Source organism: Mesorhizobium sp. FG116, from assembly GCF_057809835.1.
Map to the genome: position 1 here is coordinate 82,963 of NZ_JBMDKS010000008.1, position 15,661 is coordinate 98,623.

At 61.3% G+C, this 15,661-nt stretch carries 14 protein-coding genes; 6 read left to right on the plus strand and 8 right to left on the minus strand.

What is annotated here, in order from left to right:
• Positions 1–13 precede the first annotated feature (13 nt).
• Positions 14–1,108: an ABC transporter ATP-binding protein gene (locus ACODTY_RS08910; protein WP_488993928.1), complete on the minus strand. Its 1,095-nt coding sequence runs from the start codon at positions 1,106–1,108 to the stop codon at positions 14–16.
• Between the two features lie 175 nt (positions 1,109–1,283).
• The gene (locus ACODTY_RS08915) at positions 1,284–2,741 is read right to left on the minus strand and encodes a CoA-acylating methylmalonate-semialdehyde dehydrogenase (RefSeq protein WP_488993929.1); all 1,458 of its coding nucleotides are present in this window, start codon (positions 2,739–2,741) and stop codon (positions 1,284–1,286) included.
• A gap of 247 nt (positions 2,742–2,988) precedes the next feature.
• Here ACODTY_RS08915 and pdxR point away from each other — a divergent pair, with 247 nt between their 5' ends.
• Complete coding sequence (gene pdxR / locus ACODTY_RS08920; protein ID WP_488993930.1) at positions 2,989–4,482, plus strand: MocR-like pyridoxine biosynthesis transcription factor PdxR; 1,494 nt, start codon at positions 2,989–2,991, stop codon at positions 4,480–4,482.
• Between the two features lie 4 nt (positions 4,483–4,486).
• On the opposite strand, the gene ACODTY_RS08925 is transcribed toward pdxR, so the two are convergent.
• Positions 4,487–5,368 (minus strand): D-alanyl-D-alanine carboxypeptidase family protein, encoded by an 882-nt coding sequence (locus ACODTY_RS08925; RefSeq protein WP_488993931.1) that lies wholly within the window; start codon positions 5,366–5,368, stop codon positions 4,487–4,489.
• Positions 5,369–5,557: 189 nt separating this feature from the next.
• Here ACODTY_RS08925 and ACODTY_RS08930 point away from each other — a divergent pair, with 189 nt between their 5' ends.
• From ACODTY_RS08930 to ACODTY_RS08940, 3 genes are all read left to right on the plus strand, one after another.
• The gene (locus ACODTY_RS08930; RefSeq protein WP_488993932.1) at positions 5,558–6,640 is read left to right on the plus strand and encodes a hypothetical protein; all 1,083 of its coding nucleotides are present in this window, start codon (positions 5,558–5,560) and stop codon (positions 6,638–6,640) included.
• Between the two features lie 54 nt (positions 6,641–6,694).
• Positions 6,695–7,315: a nucleoside triphosphate hydrolase gene (locus ACODTY_RS08935; RefSeq protein ID WP_488993933.1), complete on the plus strand. Its 621-nt coding sequence runs from the start codon at positions 6,695–6,697 to the stop codon at positions 7,313–7,315.
• An 80-nt stretch (positions 7,316–7,395) separates the two neighbouring features.
• The gene (locus ACODTY_RS08940) at positions 7,396–7,764 is read left to right on the plus strand and encodes a hypothetical protein (protein WP_488993934.1); all 369 of its coding nucleotides are present in this window, start codon (positions 7,396–7,398) and stop codon (positions 7,762–7,764) included.
• A 15-nt stretch (positions 7,765–7,779) separates the two neighbouring features.
• On the opposite strand, the gene ACODTY_RS08945 is transcribed toward ACODTY_RS08940, so the two are convergent.
• From ACODTY_RS08945 to ACODTY_RS08955, 3 genes are all read right to left on the minus strand, one after another.
• On the minus strand, positions 7,780–8,484 hold the full coding sequence (locus ACODTY_RS08945) for a glutathione S-transferase N-terminal domain-containing protein (protein ID WP_488993935.1): 705 nt from the start codon (positions 8,482–8,484) through the stop codon (positions 7,780–7,782).
• Between the two features lie 124 nt (positions 8,485–8,608).
• Entirely contained in the window at positions 8,609–9,817 is a 1,209-nt protein-coding gene (locus ACODTY_RS08950; protein ID WP_488993936.1) for a beta-ketoacyl-[acyl-carrier-protein] synthase family protein, read from the minus strand.
• An 11-nt stretch (positions 9,818–9,828) separates the two neighbouring features.
• Entirely contained in the window at positions 9,829–10,083 is a 255-nt protein-coding gene (locus tag ACODTY_RS08955; RefSeq protein WP_488993937.1) for an acyl carrier protein, read from the minus strand.
• 212 nt (positions 10,084–10,295) lie between these two features.
• On the opposite strand from ACODTY_RS08955, the gene ACODTY_RS08960 reads away from it, so the two are divergent.
• A complete protein-coding gene (locus ACODTY_RS08960) occupies positions 10,296–10,553 on the plus strand; it encodes a DUF1272 domain-containing protein (protein ID WP_488993938.1) in 258 nt (85 codons plus the stop codon).
• Here the strand turns inward: ACODTY_RS08960 and ACODTY_RS08965 are convergent.
• Positions 10,550–12,307, minus strand: a complete 1,758-nt coding sequence (locus tag ACODTY_RS08965) for a hydantoinase B/oxoprolinase family protein (RefSeq protein WP_488993939.1) — start codon at positions 12,305–12,307, stop codon at positions 10,550–10,552. The two genes, ACODTY_RS08960 and ACODTY_RS08965, sit on opposite strands and share 4 nt — an antisense overlap.
• Positions 12,308–12,309: 2 nt before the next feature.
• Positions 12,310–14,382 carry a hydantoinase/oxoprolinase family protein gene (locus tag ACODTY_RS08970; protein ID WP_488993940.1) on the minus strand — a complete coding sequence of 691 codons (2,073 nt, stop codon included), beginning with the start codon at positions 14,380–14,382 and terminating at the stop codon, positions 12,310–12,312.
• A gap of 208 nt (positions 14,383–14,590) precedes the next feature.
• Here ACODTY_RS08970 and ACODTY_RS08975 point away from each other — a divergent pair, with 208 nt between their 5' ends.
• A complete protein-coding gene (locus ACODTY_RS08975; protein WP_488993941.1) occupies positions 14,591–15,418 on the plus strand; it encodes a ferredoxin--NADP reductase in 828 nt (275 codons plus the stop codon).
• Positions 15,419–15,661 lie beyond the last annotated feature (243 nt).

A 15,661-nucleotide genomic window follows, 5' to 3' on the forward strand; every position in this document is an offset into this window, starting at 1 on the left:
GCGCGTGCGTAGGTCAAATTGAACGCCCCACCGTCCTGAATGCACCGTCTTCGGCGCGCACCCTGACGGCAGCGCCGACATCGAAGCGATTGTCCAAGGCGCTCGCATTCTGGATGCGGGCCCGCAAGGTTTCGCCGCCGTCGAGATCCACATAGTAGACGGTATCGGTGCCGAGATAGAGCTTGTTGGTCACCACGCCGCGCAACCGTGCCTGCGGATCGCTGGCGAGATCGTCCGGATTGCCGAGGCGCAGTTTTTCCGGTCGAACGAAGGCCAGTGCGGGATTGTCGTCATCGGCTGGCGTATCGCCAAGCGGCAGCAACGCCCCGGAACTTGTCTTGAATTCCGGCGGTTTGCCGGGCAGCCGGATGAGCTTGCCTTCGAAGACATTGGTTTCGCCAACGAACTGGGCAACGAAACGGCTGCGTGGCCGCTCGTAAATGTCATCGGGCGTACCGACCTGCTGGATGCGCCCTTCCGAGAGCACGGCGATGCGATCGCTCATGGACAGTGCTTCGCCCTGGTCGTGCGTAACGAAAATGAAGGTGATGCCGGTGTTGCGCTGGAGCAGTTTCAGTTCCACCCGCATCTCGTCGCGCAATTTGGAATCCAGCGCCGACAGAGGCTCGTCCAGCAGCAGCACACGCGGCCTTGCCGCCAGTGCGCGGGCCAGCGCCACGCGCTGTTGCTGGCCACCGGAGAGCTGGTGCGGGTAGCGGTGAGCAAGCCCTTCAAGCCGGACAAGGCGGAGCATGCGCTCGATTTCCGGCTCGATCTCCGGCGCAGGCCGCCGCAGCATCCTCAGCCCGAAGCCAACATTTTGCGCGACAGTCTGGTGCGGAAACAGGGCGTAGTGCTGGAACACCGTGTTGACCGGCCGCGCATTGGGAGGCGTTTCTTCGACGCGCTCGCCGAACAATTCAATGGTGCCGGAAGTCGGCCGTTCGAAGCCCGCAATAAGACGCAGCAGCGTGGTCTTGCCGCAACCGGAGGGGCCAAGAAGCGTGAAGAACTCGTTGTCGTTGATTGTGAGGTTGATGTCGTCCAGTACAGGGTGCGCACTGCCGCCGGCGAAAATCTTGCTGATTGATTTCAGTTCTATCGTCACGGATTTCACCTGCCCCGGAGCCGTATCAACCGCGTTCGGCGACACCGACTGCAAAAGTATATTTGTTCATGGTGTTGTCGATAGGCATAGTTTCCTTTGTTTTCGCCATTTGGAAAGAAATGCCTTCGCTTGTTTGCTTTCGGCTAGCACCTCTTCATTGGCGTCGACCGGCTCGCTATGGCCACCTCGTCGTCAGAACCTGCCGGCGCGTGTAGAAATTGACGCCATCCGGCCCGTGCACTGCCAGATCCCCGAAGATCGACTTCTTGCTGCCCCCGAAGGAATAATAGGCGACAGGCGACGGCACCGGCACGTTGATGCCCGGCATTCCGCAGTGAATGTCCCGCTCGAACTGGTGTGCAGCCTTGCCGGACGAAGTGAACAGAACGGCGCCATTGCCGAGCATGTGCTCGTTGCTCAGCTTAATGGCGCCGTTCAAAGTTTCCACCCGCATGACTGCGAGTACCGGCCCGAAAATCTCTTCTTTGTATATCGTCATGCTAGGTGTGACGTTATCGAAGATGACCGGACCGATGAGGAAACCGTTATTATTGGAAGTATTGGTGGGTCGCCCGTCGAGCCGAAGGGCGGCCCCTTCCTGCACGCCAGTCTCGATGAGGCGCAGGATTTTCTTGTACTGTTCCAGTGAATTGACCGGCGGCACGAAGCAGTCCGCCTGCGAGCCTGCCGACACTTTCAGGCGCGAAGCGGCATCGACCAATGCAGGCATTAGCTTGTCGTAAGCCTCTCCCACCGCCACCACGACCGAAATCGCCATGCAGCGCTGGCCGGCGGAATTGAAGGCGCCATTCAAGATGGCGTCCACTGTCGTCGGCATGTCGGCATCCGGCATGACGATGGCGTGGTTCTTGGCGCCACCAAGCGCCTGCACGCGTTTGCCATGCCGGCTGGCCGTCTCATAGACGGAACGCGCCACGGCGCTTGAGCCGACAAAGGAGACGGCTGCGACATCCGGGTGCGTCACCAGCGCTTCTGCAACATCGCGGCCACCATGCACGACGTTGAAGACGCCGTCAGGCAAGCCGGCTTCCGCCAGCATTTCGGCGATCATGTTGACCGCGCTTGGCGTCTTTTCGGACGGCTTCAGCACGAAGGTATTGCCGCAGACCAGCGCCAGCGGAAACATCCACATCGGGATCATTGCCGGATAATTGAACGGCGTGATGCCGGCGCATACGCCGAGCGGCCGCCTGGACGAACGGGTCGCCACACCGGTCGCGACATGGTCGGAGTTTTCGCCCTTGAGCAGGTGCGGCGCACCCATGGCGAATTCGACGACTTCCAGTCCGCGTTGTATCGAACCATAGGCATCGGAAAGCGGCTTGCCATGTTCACGCACGATGGCATGCGCCAGCCGGGTCTTGTCCCGTTCCACGATGTCACGAAAGCGCATCAGAAGGCGCGCCCGCTGGGCGGGGGCCACTTCCTTCCAACTCTCGAAGGCGTCGCTCGCGGCACTGACGGCAGCGTCGACAATCGACTGGTCAGCACAGAGCAGCCGTGCCGTTGCAGAACCGCTTGCCGGATCGATGACCACCGCCTGCCTGTCGGACCTCGCCGGCTTGCCGGCGACAACCGAAGAAATATGGGGCAGATCGACAAGGTCGTTCATGTTTCAGGATCCGTTCTTGCCCGCACCTGAACCGCTGCCGACCGAAGCCGGAACCAATTCGTGAAGGCCAGATCACGTCAATTTCTCTTGTGATGCCAGCTTCCTAGAAACATGGAACCACACATAGAAACAGTGTATGCAAACAGATGGATACAGTTTCACGAAGGCATGGGTTCACTGGGATCTTGGCGGAGAAACGTCACTGGAAAACTGAAATCGCCTGCCATTTTCGCAAAGGGAACGCCTGATGCGAGACAGCCTGTTCCATATTGACCGCAGCAGCGGGCTCACCCTTCAGATGCTCCTGCGTGAAAAACTGGTGAGCGCCATACTGGCAGGCCACCTGCCGCCGAGTTCGCGCCTGCCTTCCTCGCGGTTGATGGCAAAGCGGCTGAAAGTGTCCCTCAACACTGTGCTTTTGGCCTATCAGGCCCTGACTGAAGACGGCTACATCGTCGCGCGCGATCGATCCGGCCACTATGTTGCGCCGGACATCATGCACCGCCTGCCTCCGGAAGCCGGGACAAAGCCAGCGCAGGCAGTTCAACCGGGTAATTCCCCCGTCGACTGGGCAGCCAAGCTCGCGCTGCATCCGGCCGAACAGTCCAACATCGTCAAGCCGAAGAACTGGTATGACTATCCCTACCCGTTCATTTACGGGCAGGTCGATGCCAACCTGTTCCCGGTCAGTGTCTGGCGTGACTGCACGCGCCAGGCGATGAATCGCAAATGGCTCTACGCCTGGACAGAAGATCGCTACACCGAAGACGATCCGATGCTGGTCGAGCAGATCCGCCAGCGGGTCCTGACGCGACGGGGCATCCTGGCCAAGCCGGATGAGGTGCTGGTCACACTCGGCTCACAGAACTCGCTCTATCTCTTGGCAAGCCTTCTGGTGCGGCCCGGCACGGTGGTGGCGATGGAAGACCCCGGCTATGCTGACATCCGCAACATGTTCTCGCTGCTGTCGGCAGATGTGCGCACGGTTGCCCTCGACACCGAAGGGCTGCTGGTCGATCAACTGGGTGCCGCACAACTGGCCTTCGTCACGCCAAGCCACCAGTTTCCGACCAACGTCACCATGAGCCTCGACCGGCGGCGTGCCTTGCTCGACTGGGCAAGTTCGTCAGACGCGCTGGTCATCGAGGACGACTACGAGTTCGAGACCAACTACTACGGCAGCCCTATCCCCGCGCTGAAGTCACTCGATACCGCCGACCGCGTCCTCTACACCAGCAGCCTGTCGAAATCGCTGATGCCCGGCCTGCGCATCGGCTTCATGGTCGGCCCGCGCGAACTTATCAAGCAGGCACGCGCATTGCGCCGGTTGATCCTTCGCCATCCGCCCAGCAACAACCAGCGCGTCGCGGCACTCTTCCTCTCGCTCGGCCATCACGATGCGCTGATCGCCAAGCTGCATCACGCCTATACGCAGCGCTGGCAGACGCTTGCCGCAGCACTCGACGCCTATCTTCCAGGCTGGGCTCAGGCGCCGACCTTCGGCGGCACCTCATTTTGGGTCAAGGCGCCGCCCTCGATCGATGCGCGGCTGCTGGCGGCGCGGGCGATCGAAAGAGGCGTGGTCATCGAGACAGGCGACGTCTACTTCGCCAACCCGGAGGAAGGCCGGAACTATTTCCGCCTCAGCTTCTCCTCGATCCCCGAAGACCGCATCTGGTCGGGCATCGCAAGCCTCGCCGCAGCGGTCGCGCAGCTACAGCACGAGACTTCGGGCGCCTGAGACTTCAGTTCCCGAATACGAACTGAGCCTTGGCGGGCGACGGCGACAGCGCCCTTTGCAGCAGCATCTCGGCGTGCGAATTGCGCTCACGTGCGCTGTCGGCTCCCATTACGACGACTACAAGCCGCTTGCCGCCGGCATCATACGACGTAACGATGTTGAAGCCTGAAGCCCTGATGTAGCCGGTCTTTATTCCGTCGACGCCCGGCACGCGGCTCAGCAGTTCGTTGTGTCCACGCACAAGCTGGCCGCGGAACATGAAGTCCGTCGCCGAGAAATAGTAGTAGAACTGCGGAAAGCGGGCGCGCAGCGCAAGGCCAAGCACCGCCATATCACGCGCCGTCGTATGCTGTCCGTCATCTGGCAGGCCCGAGGCATTGCGAAAGACAGTACTGCGCATGCCGATCTGCCTGGCCTTGTTGGTCATCGCCGCAGCGAACGCATCTTCGCTGCCGCCCAGATATTCGGCAACGGCCACGGCCACATCATTGGCGGACTTGACCGCCAATGCCTTGATCGCCGTATCGACGTCGATCGTCTCGCCGGGGCGGAAGCGCAATTTGGTCGGCGGCTGAGATGCAGCGTGGGTTGAAACCGGTATCTGCGTTTCTTTCGACAGCCTTCCCGCTTCCAGCGCCTCGAACACCAGATAGAGCGTCATCATCTTGGTGAGCGAAGCCGGATAGCGCGGAGCCGTCGAATTCATCTCGAAAAGCTGCTTGCCGGTACGGGCATCGACCACGATTGCCGCATATTTCTGTGGCGCTGCCGGCACCGTCAGCACTTGTTCCGGCGTCGACGCCGTGGTGCAGCCGCCTATCAACGCCGTCAGGGCGAAGAAGACGACAATCTTTTGCAACAGGGAAAGTAGGCGAGCGCTGGACAAGACCATATCTGCGTTGACTAAGACATCGGTTCAGGAAGCGGCGCGAACCTAGCCTAACATGTTTGCCGCGTCCATTTTGATCCCCGGTTGCATGCACAACCATCGCGAATTGCTGTGGGCAACATCCGCCAACCTTTGTATTCAGGCTTTGCATTCAGGTCCGTTGATGGACTTGGGGAGGAAGCAGGGATGGATGTTGCCACCTTCGAGGCCAAAGGAATTCGTGTCTCCGTCGATCTGGTGGTTGGTCATCTGGCGGACCTTGTGATTGAAGGCGGCGACCGCGAACTAAGGCCCCTGCATCGTGCACCTTGGGCGGATGGACCGCCGGAATTGCTTCCGGCTCACCTGCCGGAGGGCGTGCGGCGTCTTTCGGGCGATTTCCTGTGCGCGCCATTTTCACGCAGCGATATCGAACAAGCACCCTTGCATGGCTGGCCGGCCAACAGTGCCTGGGACGTTGTCGAGAATGCCGCAACAGAGGGTGGCTGGCGCGTCCTGTTTCGGCTCAGGCGCAAGGTCATGGGCGCAACCGTGGATAAGATCCTGACGCTGCACGACCATCATCCCTTCCTCTACCAGGAACATGTTTTCCTTGGCGGGTCCGGAGCAATTTCCGTCGCTCATCACACAATGACGCAGATGGGTGCGGGCGGCCGGCTGGCGTTTTCACCCAAGCGGCTTGCCGTCACACCCGAACAAGCGCCCGAGCCCGATCCGGCGCGCGGCCGTTCGCTTTTGGCATATCCGGCGCGCGCCTCGAAACTCGGGCAGTTTCCAACAGCGGATGGTACGTTCACCGATCTCACCGAATACCGGGCGAACGGTCGCCATGAGGATTTCGTAACGCTGGTCGAGGCCGATCGCGACGGCCTCGGCTGGACAACAGTCGCGCGGCAAGCTGAGGACGATCTTGTGCTGGTGCTGAAGAACCCGGCGCAACTTCCCGTCACCATGCTCTGGATCAGCAATGGCGGGCGCGACTATGCGCCGTGGAATGGCCGCGACGGCGTCCTCGGCATCGAAGACGGGCGCGCAGCAATTGGCCATGCAGCGTCACTCGGCGACAACTGGCTGACCCACGAAGGCGTTTCCACCGCGTTCGAACTCGAAGGGCGTGTCTCATTTCGCCATATCATCGGCGCCTTGCCTCTGAATGGTTCTGGACTGCCTCGCCGCATCGAAACGGCAAGTGGCTGTTTGCGCATTGCGTCCGAGTCAGGCATCTCGCGGGAAGTGCCTTTCGACGAGCAATTTCTCTCGCCCGCCTGATTTGAAATCGCCGCATTCTCTTGACACTGTGCCAGCTTAAACGGGCAAGAGAGCATGTCAGAGATCGCAACCATTGCCGCTGCCATCTTCAAGCGCGCCGGAAAGGCGCAGCGATGCCTTGTTGCAATCGCCGGTCCACCCGGCGCCGGAAAGTCGACCTTGGCGATCGCATTGCGCGACCTGCTTCCCGAGGGAACGGCCGAAGTCGTACAGATGGATGGCTTTCACTATGACGACGTCATCCTCAACAAGCGCGGCCTTCGTGCCCGCAAGGGCGCGCCTGAAACCTTCGACTTTGCCGGCTTCGAACTCCTGCTCAAGCGGATCAAGGTCGGTGAACCCGATGTTGCGGTGCCCGTCTTCGACCGAAACATGGAGTTGTCGCGGGCTGCGGCCGCCGTGATTTCGTCCGACGTCAAGTTTGTGCTGATCGAGGGTAACTACCTGCTTCTCGACGAAGAGCCGTGGACGCGTCTTGGCAGCCTGTTCGACTTCTCGATCTTTGTCGATCCCGACCGCGCCGACCTCGAGCGGCGGCTCCTGTCGCGCTGGCACGAGCATGGGAAATCCGAGGACGACGCCCGCGCCTGGGTCGCCTCGAACGACATTCCCAATGTCGAGCGGGTTGTTTCGCGCCGGCGCGCGGCCGACCTCGTCATTGGCGGCCGCGGTTGAAGGCCCGAACTCTTGCCGGAACCGAGCGTCCGCTTGTTCGTTATCGCCGATAGCAACCCAATCAGGAAACGAGGGAATCGATGGCAACCAAGGCAAAGAAGGCGGCTTCCAAGCCAGCCAAGGCGACTCAGGTCAAGGCCGGGGCTGACCCCGCAGTCGCGGCACGCTCAAAGGATGCCAAGCCTGCCTTTGGCAAGGCTGCTCCAAAAAGAGTGATGCCGACAACCGCCAAGACGTCTGCGAAGGCGGCAAAGACCAAGTCGCCAAGGGGCTCGACGGCTGCTCGCGATGGCACGTCAATTGCCTCGAAAGTCGCGCGCACCGTCAAGACCACGGCAAATGTTGCTGTCGGCGCTGTCGTTGCAAGCGCCAAGGGTGCGGCGGCGCTCGCCTCTTCGGCCGTGGGGAAGTCCAGCAGCAAGGCCGGGTCTCGCGCCAAGGCCAAATAGGCAAGCGCACCTTCGTTACGGTCGTGCGGGAATGGTGACGCCCTTCTGCACGGCCGGTCGCGCCAGCCCACGCTTGAGCCATGCGGCGACGGCGGGAAAATCGTCGAAGCCGACCAGTTCACGCGCATCGTAAAAACCTATCAGGTTGCGGACCCAGCCGAGCATCGAGATGTCGGCGATGGTGTAGTCGTCGCCCATGATCCAGGTCCGGTCTTTCAGCCTGCCGTCGAGGACCCCGACAAGGCGGCGGGATTCGACGCGGTAGCGCTCCAGCGGGCGCTTGTCGGTGATTTCCCTACCCGCGAACTTATGGAAGAAGCCAAGCTGGCCAAAGATGGGCCCGATCGCCGCCATCTGGAAGAACACCCACTGGATCGTCTCGTAGCGAAGGGCCGGGTCCGCCGGAAGCAGTTTTCCGGTCTTCTCGGCAAGGTAGAGCAGGATCGCGCCGGATTCGAACAGCGCCAGCGGCTTGCCGCCCGGACCGTCAGGATCGATGATCGAGGGGATCTTGCCGTTCGGATTGAGCGACAGGAATTCCGGCGTCCACGTCTCGTCTTTGCCGATATCGATATAGTGCGCTTCGTAGGGAAGGCCGAGTTCCTCCAGGAGGATCGAAACCTTGACCCCATTCGGCGTGGGAGCCGAATAGAGCTGGATGCGGTCGGGGTGTTTTGCCGGCCAGCGCTTGTCGATAGGGAAACTAGAAAGATCAGTCATCAAGAACTCCTTGGGAGGAAAGGCAAATTTGCCGGCGCGCCACCATCAGGCAGGCGCGCGATCCATCGCCATCCATATTGGGCGAGGCATATGTTTGGCGAGATGACCAAGACTTCAAGCTCGATCAAAATGCCTTGAAGGCGAGCACCGCATTGGTTCCACCAAACGCGAAGGCATTGCTCAGGGCCGCACGCACCTTGCGCTCGCGCGCCACGTTCGGCGTGACGTCGAGGTCGCAATCCGGATCCGGCTCGCGGAAATTAACCGTCGGCGGCACCACGCTTTCGCGAATTGCGTTGACGCAGGCGATCATTTCTAGTGCACCAGATGCACCGAGGCAGTGTGCATGCATGGATTTGGTCGATGACACCGACAGATTGTAGGCGTGATCGCCGAACACGCGCTTGATCGCAACGGTTTCGATCTGGTCGTTGGCCTTCGTGCCGGTGCCGTGGGCGTTCAGGTAGTCGACGTCCTCGGCGTTTAGGCCGGCATCGGCGAGGCAGGCCCGCATCGCATTTTCCGGGCCTTCGATTGTCGGCGCGACGATATCCGACGCATCGCCGGACAGGCCCACGCCGGCGATCTCGCCGAGGATCGTCGCGCCCCGCGCCTTGGCATGCTCGAAGCTTTCCAGAACCACCATGCCCGCACCTTCGCCCAGCACCAGGCCCTGCCTGTCGGCTGAGAACGGGCGGCAGGTATCGGGCGACAGGACGCGCAACGCTTCCCAGCCCTTCAGGATGCCCCAGACCATCGGGGCGTCCGTACCGCCTGTAACCATGACATCGGCGCGCCCAAGCCTGATCTGGTCCACTGCGGCGGCAATCGCATGGTTCGATGACGCGCACGCCGATGTCACGCCGTACACGGGTCCACGCAGGCCAAGGTTCATGCTGACCTGTCCGGCGGCCGCACCCGGCATGACCTTCGGAACCGTAAAAATCCCGGCCCGGTTCTTGCCGTCGATCAAAATCGAACGGTAGTTCTCCTCGACTGTCTCCCAGCCGCAGATGCCGACGCCGACGATCGAGCCAGCGCGATAGGTATTGGCGTCGGTGATGTCCAGCCCGGATTGCTGCAAGGCCTCGCGCGCGGCAATCACCGCAAGCAGGCTGAAACGGTCCATCGCTACAAGCTGTTTGCGCTCAATGCCATGATCGGGCAGTTGCCTGATTTCGCAGCCGGTCCGCACCTTGATGTCATGAAGCGCCAGATTGCTGATGGGGCCGATCGCCGAGCGGCCCGCGCGCATTTCGGTCCATATGTCAGCGGCATTGGTGCCGAGACCGCATATTCCGCCAATGCCGGTGATGACGACGCGCGTGCGCATAGGGAGGAAAATCAGGCTTTCTTGTCGATCAGCGCGCGAACGGCTGCGACCATGTCGCCGACATTCTTCAAGTTGCTCCAGGCCTCGACCGTGTTCATCTCGATCTCGATGCCGTATTTTTCCTCGAGGTCGAAGATGATCTCGGTCAGTTCGAGCGAATGGATACCAAGAGCGGTCAGCTCGGTGTTGACGGTGATCTCATCGTCGCCAGATTCGGCATGTTCCTTGATCTTCTCGATAATTTCCGTCGCGAGCTGATCAGCCATTCGGATCCTTTTCCCTTCCCGACCTGACGCTTCAGCGCCCTTATAGCCTCGGCAAACCCAAGATTGCCCCGCTTACCGCTCCGAGAGAACCAAGAGCCTATCCTCTATAGAAACCGAAGCCTACCGAAGCAACAACCATATCAACAAAGCCCGTATTGTGCTTAAGGTTCCAAACTCCAGCGCGTTTGCGCAAAATGCAGAGTAAATCCGAGATGCTCGAGCTGCGCCCAAACTGTGAATGCTGCGACAGGAATTTGCCGCCGGAGGCCGCCGACGCCCGCATCTGCACCTTCGAATGCACCTTCTGCGTGGAGTGTGCCGAAGGCGTGCTGGGCGGCATTTGCCCCAATTGCGGCGGCAATTTTTCAGCCCGCCCGATCAGGCCCGCGGCCATGCTGGCCAAATACCCCGCGTCGACCCGGCGCGTGCTGAAGGCGGAAGGTTGCGGCCCGGTCCGCAGGGCCGGCTAACTCGCGCGGTTGTCAGCGCGCCTCCGCCTAGCCGTCGCTTCCAAATCGATCTTGCAACCGTCATCCGATATGGCAACGCCAAACTTCCCGGAAACCTCTTGCGGCGTGTAGTAGCCAAGCGACACGTCCCTCATCACGGCCTGAGGCGCGCGCTGAAAAGGATCGCCATAGCCGCCACCGCCGGGCGTCGCGACGCGGACACGGTCGCCTGCCTTGAGCGGAATGTCCTGCTCCTTTGAGAGATGCGGCGGCACATGAGCCTCACCATCACGGAATACCGTCACGGAATTGACGGCGCCGTCGGCGCCGCCGAGCACGCCTTGCGGACCGAAGCGGCCATGATCCATGACGAAGGAAGCCCTAGCCTGGCCACGTAGCAGTTCCACCTCATAGGCAAGGCCGAAGCCGCCCCGTTGCGCGCCGGCACCACCAGACCCTTCACGCAGTGCGTAGTGGCGATAGAGCACCGGAAACGCCTGCTCCATGATCTCCACCGGCGGCGACTTGGAAATGCCGATGGTCGAACAGCCATTGGTCAGGCCATCATGCCCGGCATTGCCGCCATAGCCGCCGCCGGAAATCTGGTACATGACGTAGTCGCGCCCGCGCGCCGGATCGTTGCCGCCAAGGGCAAAATTTCCGCTTGAACCAGCGGGCGCCGCCGTCACCTTGTCCGGCAGGGCCTGCACCATGGCGGCAAAGACGGCTTCGGCGATGCGTTGAGAAACTTCCGCCGCGCAGCCTGAAACCGGTCGCGGATATTTCGCATCGAGAAAGGTCCCTTCCGGCCGCTTGACGACGAGCGGTTCGAACGCGCCTGCACTGATCGGAACGTCCGGAAAAATGTGGCGCATTGCGAGGTAGACCGACGACAGGGTCGTCGCCAAAACGCTGTTCATCGGCCCCGCGCAAGGCTTGGACGAGGCAGAAAAGTCGAAGGTCAGCGTGTCGTCCAGCTTCTCGATCGCAAGTGCGATGGTGAGCGGTTCGTCCACCACGCCGTCGGAATCGACATAGGCTTTTGAGCGGTAGGTGCCATCCTCGATGGTGCGGATATTGGCGCGCATCTGGCTGGCGGCGCGTGAGCGCAGTTCAGAGATCGCCTCGACAACGGTGTCGTCGCCATAGCGGTCGAGGATTTCGAACAGCCGGTCCTGGCCCACCATCAAGGCTGCCGCTTGCGCCTTGATATCGCCGATGCGCTGGTCCGCTACCCGAATGTTCGAATAGATGATGGCGTAAATCTCTGGATCAAGCTTGCCCTTCTTGAACAGCTTCACCGGCGGCAGGCGCAGACCTTCCTGCTCGACGGCCGTGGCCGACGCCGAAAAGCCGCCCGGCACCGCGCCGCCGATATCGGGCCAATGGCCGGTGTTCGACAGCCAGCAGAAAATCGCGCCGTTGCGGTAGACCGGCATGGCGAAGCGCACGTCCATCAGGTGCGTGCCGCCGAGATAGGGATCGTTGACGATGTAGATGTCGCCGGGCTCGGGCGGCAGGCAGCGGCCATCCGCTATCATTTCGATCACGGTCCTGGTCGAATATTGCATGACGCCGACGAAGACGGGTAACCCCTGACTGCCTTGCGCAATGAGTGATCCGTCGACGGCGGAATAAATACCGTCGGAACGGTCGTTTGCCTCGGCGATGACAGGGGAAAACGCGGCGCGCGAAAAGGTCAGATCCATCTCGTCGCAAGCCTGCTGGAGAGCTGCCTGGATAACCGAAAGCGTGATCGCGTCGAGCCGTGCCATGCTCAATCTCCCGCAATCTCGATGATCAGATTGCCATCCCTGTCGGAGCGCGCGATATCTCCAGGCTCCAGCACCGTGGTCGCATCCATCTGCTCGATGATCGCAGGCCCGTTGACCACCGCATCCAGCGGCAGCTTCTCGCGCGCATAGACCGGCGTGTCATGCCATTTGCCATCGAACCAGACCGGCCGCGTCTCGAGCCGCGCATCGTCCAGCCGCGTCGCCCGTCCGGCGGGATCGATCAATCGCGACAGGTCGATATCGGGGCGCACGCCAATGACGGAGGTGTTCAGATTGACCAGATTGGCGCGGATTTCCGGCAACTCGACCTTGAAACGGGCGAAGTAGGCCGTCTCGAACAGCTGCTGCAACGTGGCGCGCGTCGGCTCTGCGGAAGGCAGCGGCACGTTGATGATATGGGTCTGGCCGACAAACTGCATATCGGCGGAGTGGACGACATGCAGCGATTGCGGCTGCACCGCTTCCTTGGCGATCAGCTTCACCCCTTCTTCGCGATGACGCTCCAGAACCTGCCGGATCAGCGTCTCATCGACCAAGGCAACCGGCTGGTTGACTGTGTTGACGAAATCATGGCGCAGGTCTGCCACTACGCAACCCAGCGCATTGGTTATGCCCGGCCGCGCCGGGACCAGAACCTTGGGCAATCCAAGCTCCCGCGCCAAGGCCGCAGCATGCAGCGGCCCGGCACCGCCGAAGGCGAACAGGGCAAAGTCACGCGGATCATGCCCTCGCGACACCGAAACCATGCGAATGGCTCCGGCCATCTTCAGATTGCCAAGCCGCAGCACCGCACCTGCCGCCTCGACGCTGTCAAGTCCGCTGGCAACTCCGATCTTCTCGGCGAAAATCGCGCGCACTGCTTCCACCGGTACCGGATTATCGACGGCCAGAAGCTTCTTCGGCGCAAGCCGCCCCAGCACCAGATTGGCGTCGGTCAATGTCGGCTCGGTTCCGCCACGGCCGTAGCAGATCGGCCCCGGATTGGCCCCGGCACTTTGTGGCCCCACTTGAATGAGACCGGCAGCATCAACGCGGGCAATCGAGCCGCCGCCTGCCCCTACCGTATGCACCGCCACCATCGGCACATGAATCGGCATTGCATATTCGATCTCGATTTCGTTCGAGACCGCCGGCTCGGCATTGCGGATCAAGGCAACGTCGGTCGATGTCCCGCCCATGTCGTAGGTGACAAGATTGCCATGGCCCGCACGCTTGCCGGTATAGGCAGCTGCGATGACACCGGAAGCCGGCCCGGACATCACGGTCTTCGCCGCCTCGCGGGTGACATAGCGGGCTGAGATCATGCCGCCATTGCCGTTCATCATCAGGAAGTCGCGGTCGTAGCCTTGCGCCGCGAGTTCGTTGCGCAATTTCGCGACGTAACGTTCCAGGATCGGCTGAACCGAAGCGTTTACGCAGGCGGTAACGCCGCGCTCGAACTCTCGGGCCTCGGAAAGCAGCGAATGGCCGGTGGTGATGTAGCCGTTCGGCCAGCTTTCGGCGGCGATTTCGGCGGCACGAAGTTCGTGCGCGGGATTGGCATAGGCATGCAGGAAATGGATGACGAGCGCTTCGCAACCGGCGGCCAGCAAGGACGCAACGGCGCGGCGGACATCATCCTCATCCAGCGGCACGCGCACTTTACCCGTCGCCTCGACACGCTCTTCCACTTCCAGCCGCAGATTGCGCGGAACGACCGGCGTAAAGGTTCCGGTCATGCCATAGGCTTGCGGGCGCGTGCGCCGGCCAAGCTCGATGATGTCGCGAAAGCCCTTCGTGGTGATCATGCCGGTCTTGGCCAGGCGGCGTTCCAAAACGGCATTGGTGGTCGTCGTCGTGCCATGGACGATCAGGTCGACTTCACGGACGGGAAAGCCGGTTGCGCCAAGGGCTGCGACGACGCCGAACGCCTGATTGTCGGTAGTCGTCGGGGTCTTGGCGATATGCACCCTTCCGCCGTTCTTTCCATCGATCAGCAGGAGGTCGGTGAAAGTGCCGCCCACATCGATGCCAGCGACGACGCTGCCCGACTGTGCCGGAACTTTCTCACGCATTGGCCAAACCCGAAATGCCCGAACTGCTTCTATGTACCAGATTGGAAAGGCGTTTTACGAGCGCATCTTGACGCAAAACTCATTTGTATACTAATAGTTTCAGGGAACAAGGTCTTACCAGACAGAACTGCACGAAGGCGCTACGGACCCAAAAAGGCACGGGCGCACAGAGAATTTCGTGCGCCGCATTTGGCAGAAGGTCGTCTTGATGAATACCGTACCTCTCCTGAATACAGCCGACGCGCGACCGCTGCAATTTCCGATTCCGGCCAATGTCTATGCCCAGAGCGTCGTCTCTGTCCGGCACTATACCGACCGGCTGTTTTCGTTCCGCATCACCCGTCCTCAGTCGCTGCGCTTCCGCTCGGGCGAGTTCGTCATGATCGGGCTTCCCAACGCCGAGAAGCCGGTGTTCCGCGCCTATTCCGTCGCCAGCCCGTCATGGGACGACGAACTGGAGTTCTTCTCGATCAAGGTTCCAGATGGTCCCTTGACCTCGGAACTGCAGAAGATCGAAATCGGCGACACCGTGCTGATGCGCCAGAAGTCCACCGGCACGCTGGTGGTCGACGCGCTGACGCCGGCAAAGCGCCTGTTCATGATCTCGACCGGCACCGGCGTTGCGCCGTTCGCGAGCCTTTTGCGCGATCCCGACACCTATGAGAAGTTCGACCAGATCGTGCTCACCCACACCTGCCGCGACAACGCCGAGCTCACCTATGGGCAGGAGCTGGTGGCATCGCTGGAAGCAGACCCATTGATCGGCGAACTGACCAGCGGACGCGTGACGCTCTACAATTCGACGACGCGCGAAGAGTCGGAGCGCATGGGCCGCATCACCAGCCTCATCGAAACCGGCAAGTTCCATTCCGACCTCGGCATCGGGCCACTGAATCCGGAAACCGACCGCATCATGATCTGCGGCTCCATGCACATGCTGCAGGACGTCAAGGCATTGGCGGAAAAGCTCGGCTTCAAGGAAGGTTCGCTCGCTCATCCGGCCGAGTTCGTCGTCGAGCGCGCGTTCGTCGGCTGAGCGAAGCGTATTATCCGTTGCGCGTTGGCAATCACAGCGCCGGACAGGCCGGCGCGTAATTCTCTTGTGATGAAAACAAGTTTCCCATAAATAAACATCGGCACGCATGGGCGCACTCTTTGCCCCCACTGCGCCGCGCTGGGCGGTTGTGTCTCATTGGCTTATCGCGGCGGACCGGGATAGGAAGCCTTACCCGCTTGGCCTCGGTTAGGTTCGCGCGGGAACGCATTCGAGGGAGGAAAC

Bases quoted from the DNA above. Each gene is read 5' to 3' on its own strand.
- ACODTY_RS08915 (WP_488993929.1), bottom strand. From the start codon at position 2,741: ATGAACGACCTTGTCGATCTGCCCCATATTTCTTCGGTTGTCGCCGGC.
- pdxR (WP_488993930.1), top strand. From the start codon at position 2,989: ATGCGAGACAGCCTGTTCCATATTGACCGCAGCAGCGGGCTCACCCTT.
- ACODTY_RS08930 (WP_488993932.1), top strand. From the start codon at position 5,558: ATGGATGTTGCCACCTTCGAGGCCAAAGGAATTCGTGTCTCCGTCGAT.
- ACODTY_RS08935 (WP_488993933.1), top strand. From the start codon at position 6,695: ATGTCAGAGATCGCAACCATTGCCGCTGCCATCTTCAAGCGCGCCGGA.
- ACODTY_RS08940 (WP_488993934.1), top strand. From the start codon at position 7,396: ATGGCAACCAAGGCAAAGAAGGCGGCTTCCAAGCCAGCCAAGGCGACT.
- ACODTY_RS08945 (WP_488993935.1), bottom strand. From the start codon at position 8,484: ATGACTGATCTTTCTAGTTTCCCTATCGACAAGCGCTGGCCGGCAAAA.
- ACODTY_RS08950 (WP_488993936.1), bottom strand. From the start codon at position 9,817: ATGCGCACGCGCGTCGTCATCACCGGCATTGGCGGAATATGCGGTCTC.
- ACODTY_RS08955 (WP_488993937.1), bottom strand. From the start codon at position 10,083: ATGGCTGATCAGCTCGCGACGGAAATTATCGAGAAGATCAAGGAACAT.
- ACODTY_RS08960 (WP_488993938.1), top strand. From the start codon at position 10,296: ATGCTCGAGCTGCGCCCAAACTGTGAATGCTGCGACAGGAATTTGCCG.
- ACODTY_RS08965 (WP_488993939.1), bottom strand. From the start codon at position 12,307: ATGGCACGGCTCGACGCGATCACGCTTTCGGTTATCCAGGCAGCTCTC.
- ACODTY_RS08970 (WP_488993940.1), bottom strand. From the start codon at position 14,382: ATGCGTGAGAAAGTTCCGGCACAGTCGGGCAGCGTCGTCGCTGGCATC.
- ACODTY_RS08975 (WP_488993941.1), top strand. From the start codon at position 14,591: ATGAATACCGTACCTCTCCTGAATACAGCCGACGCGCGACCGCTGCAA.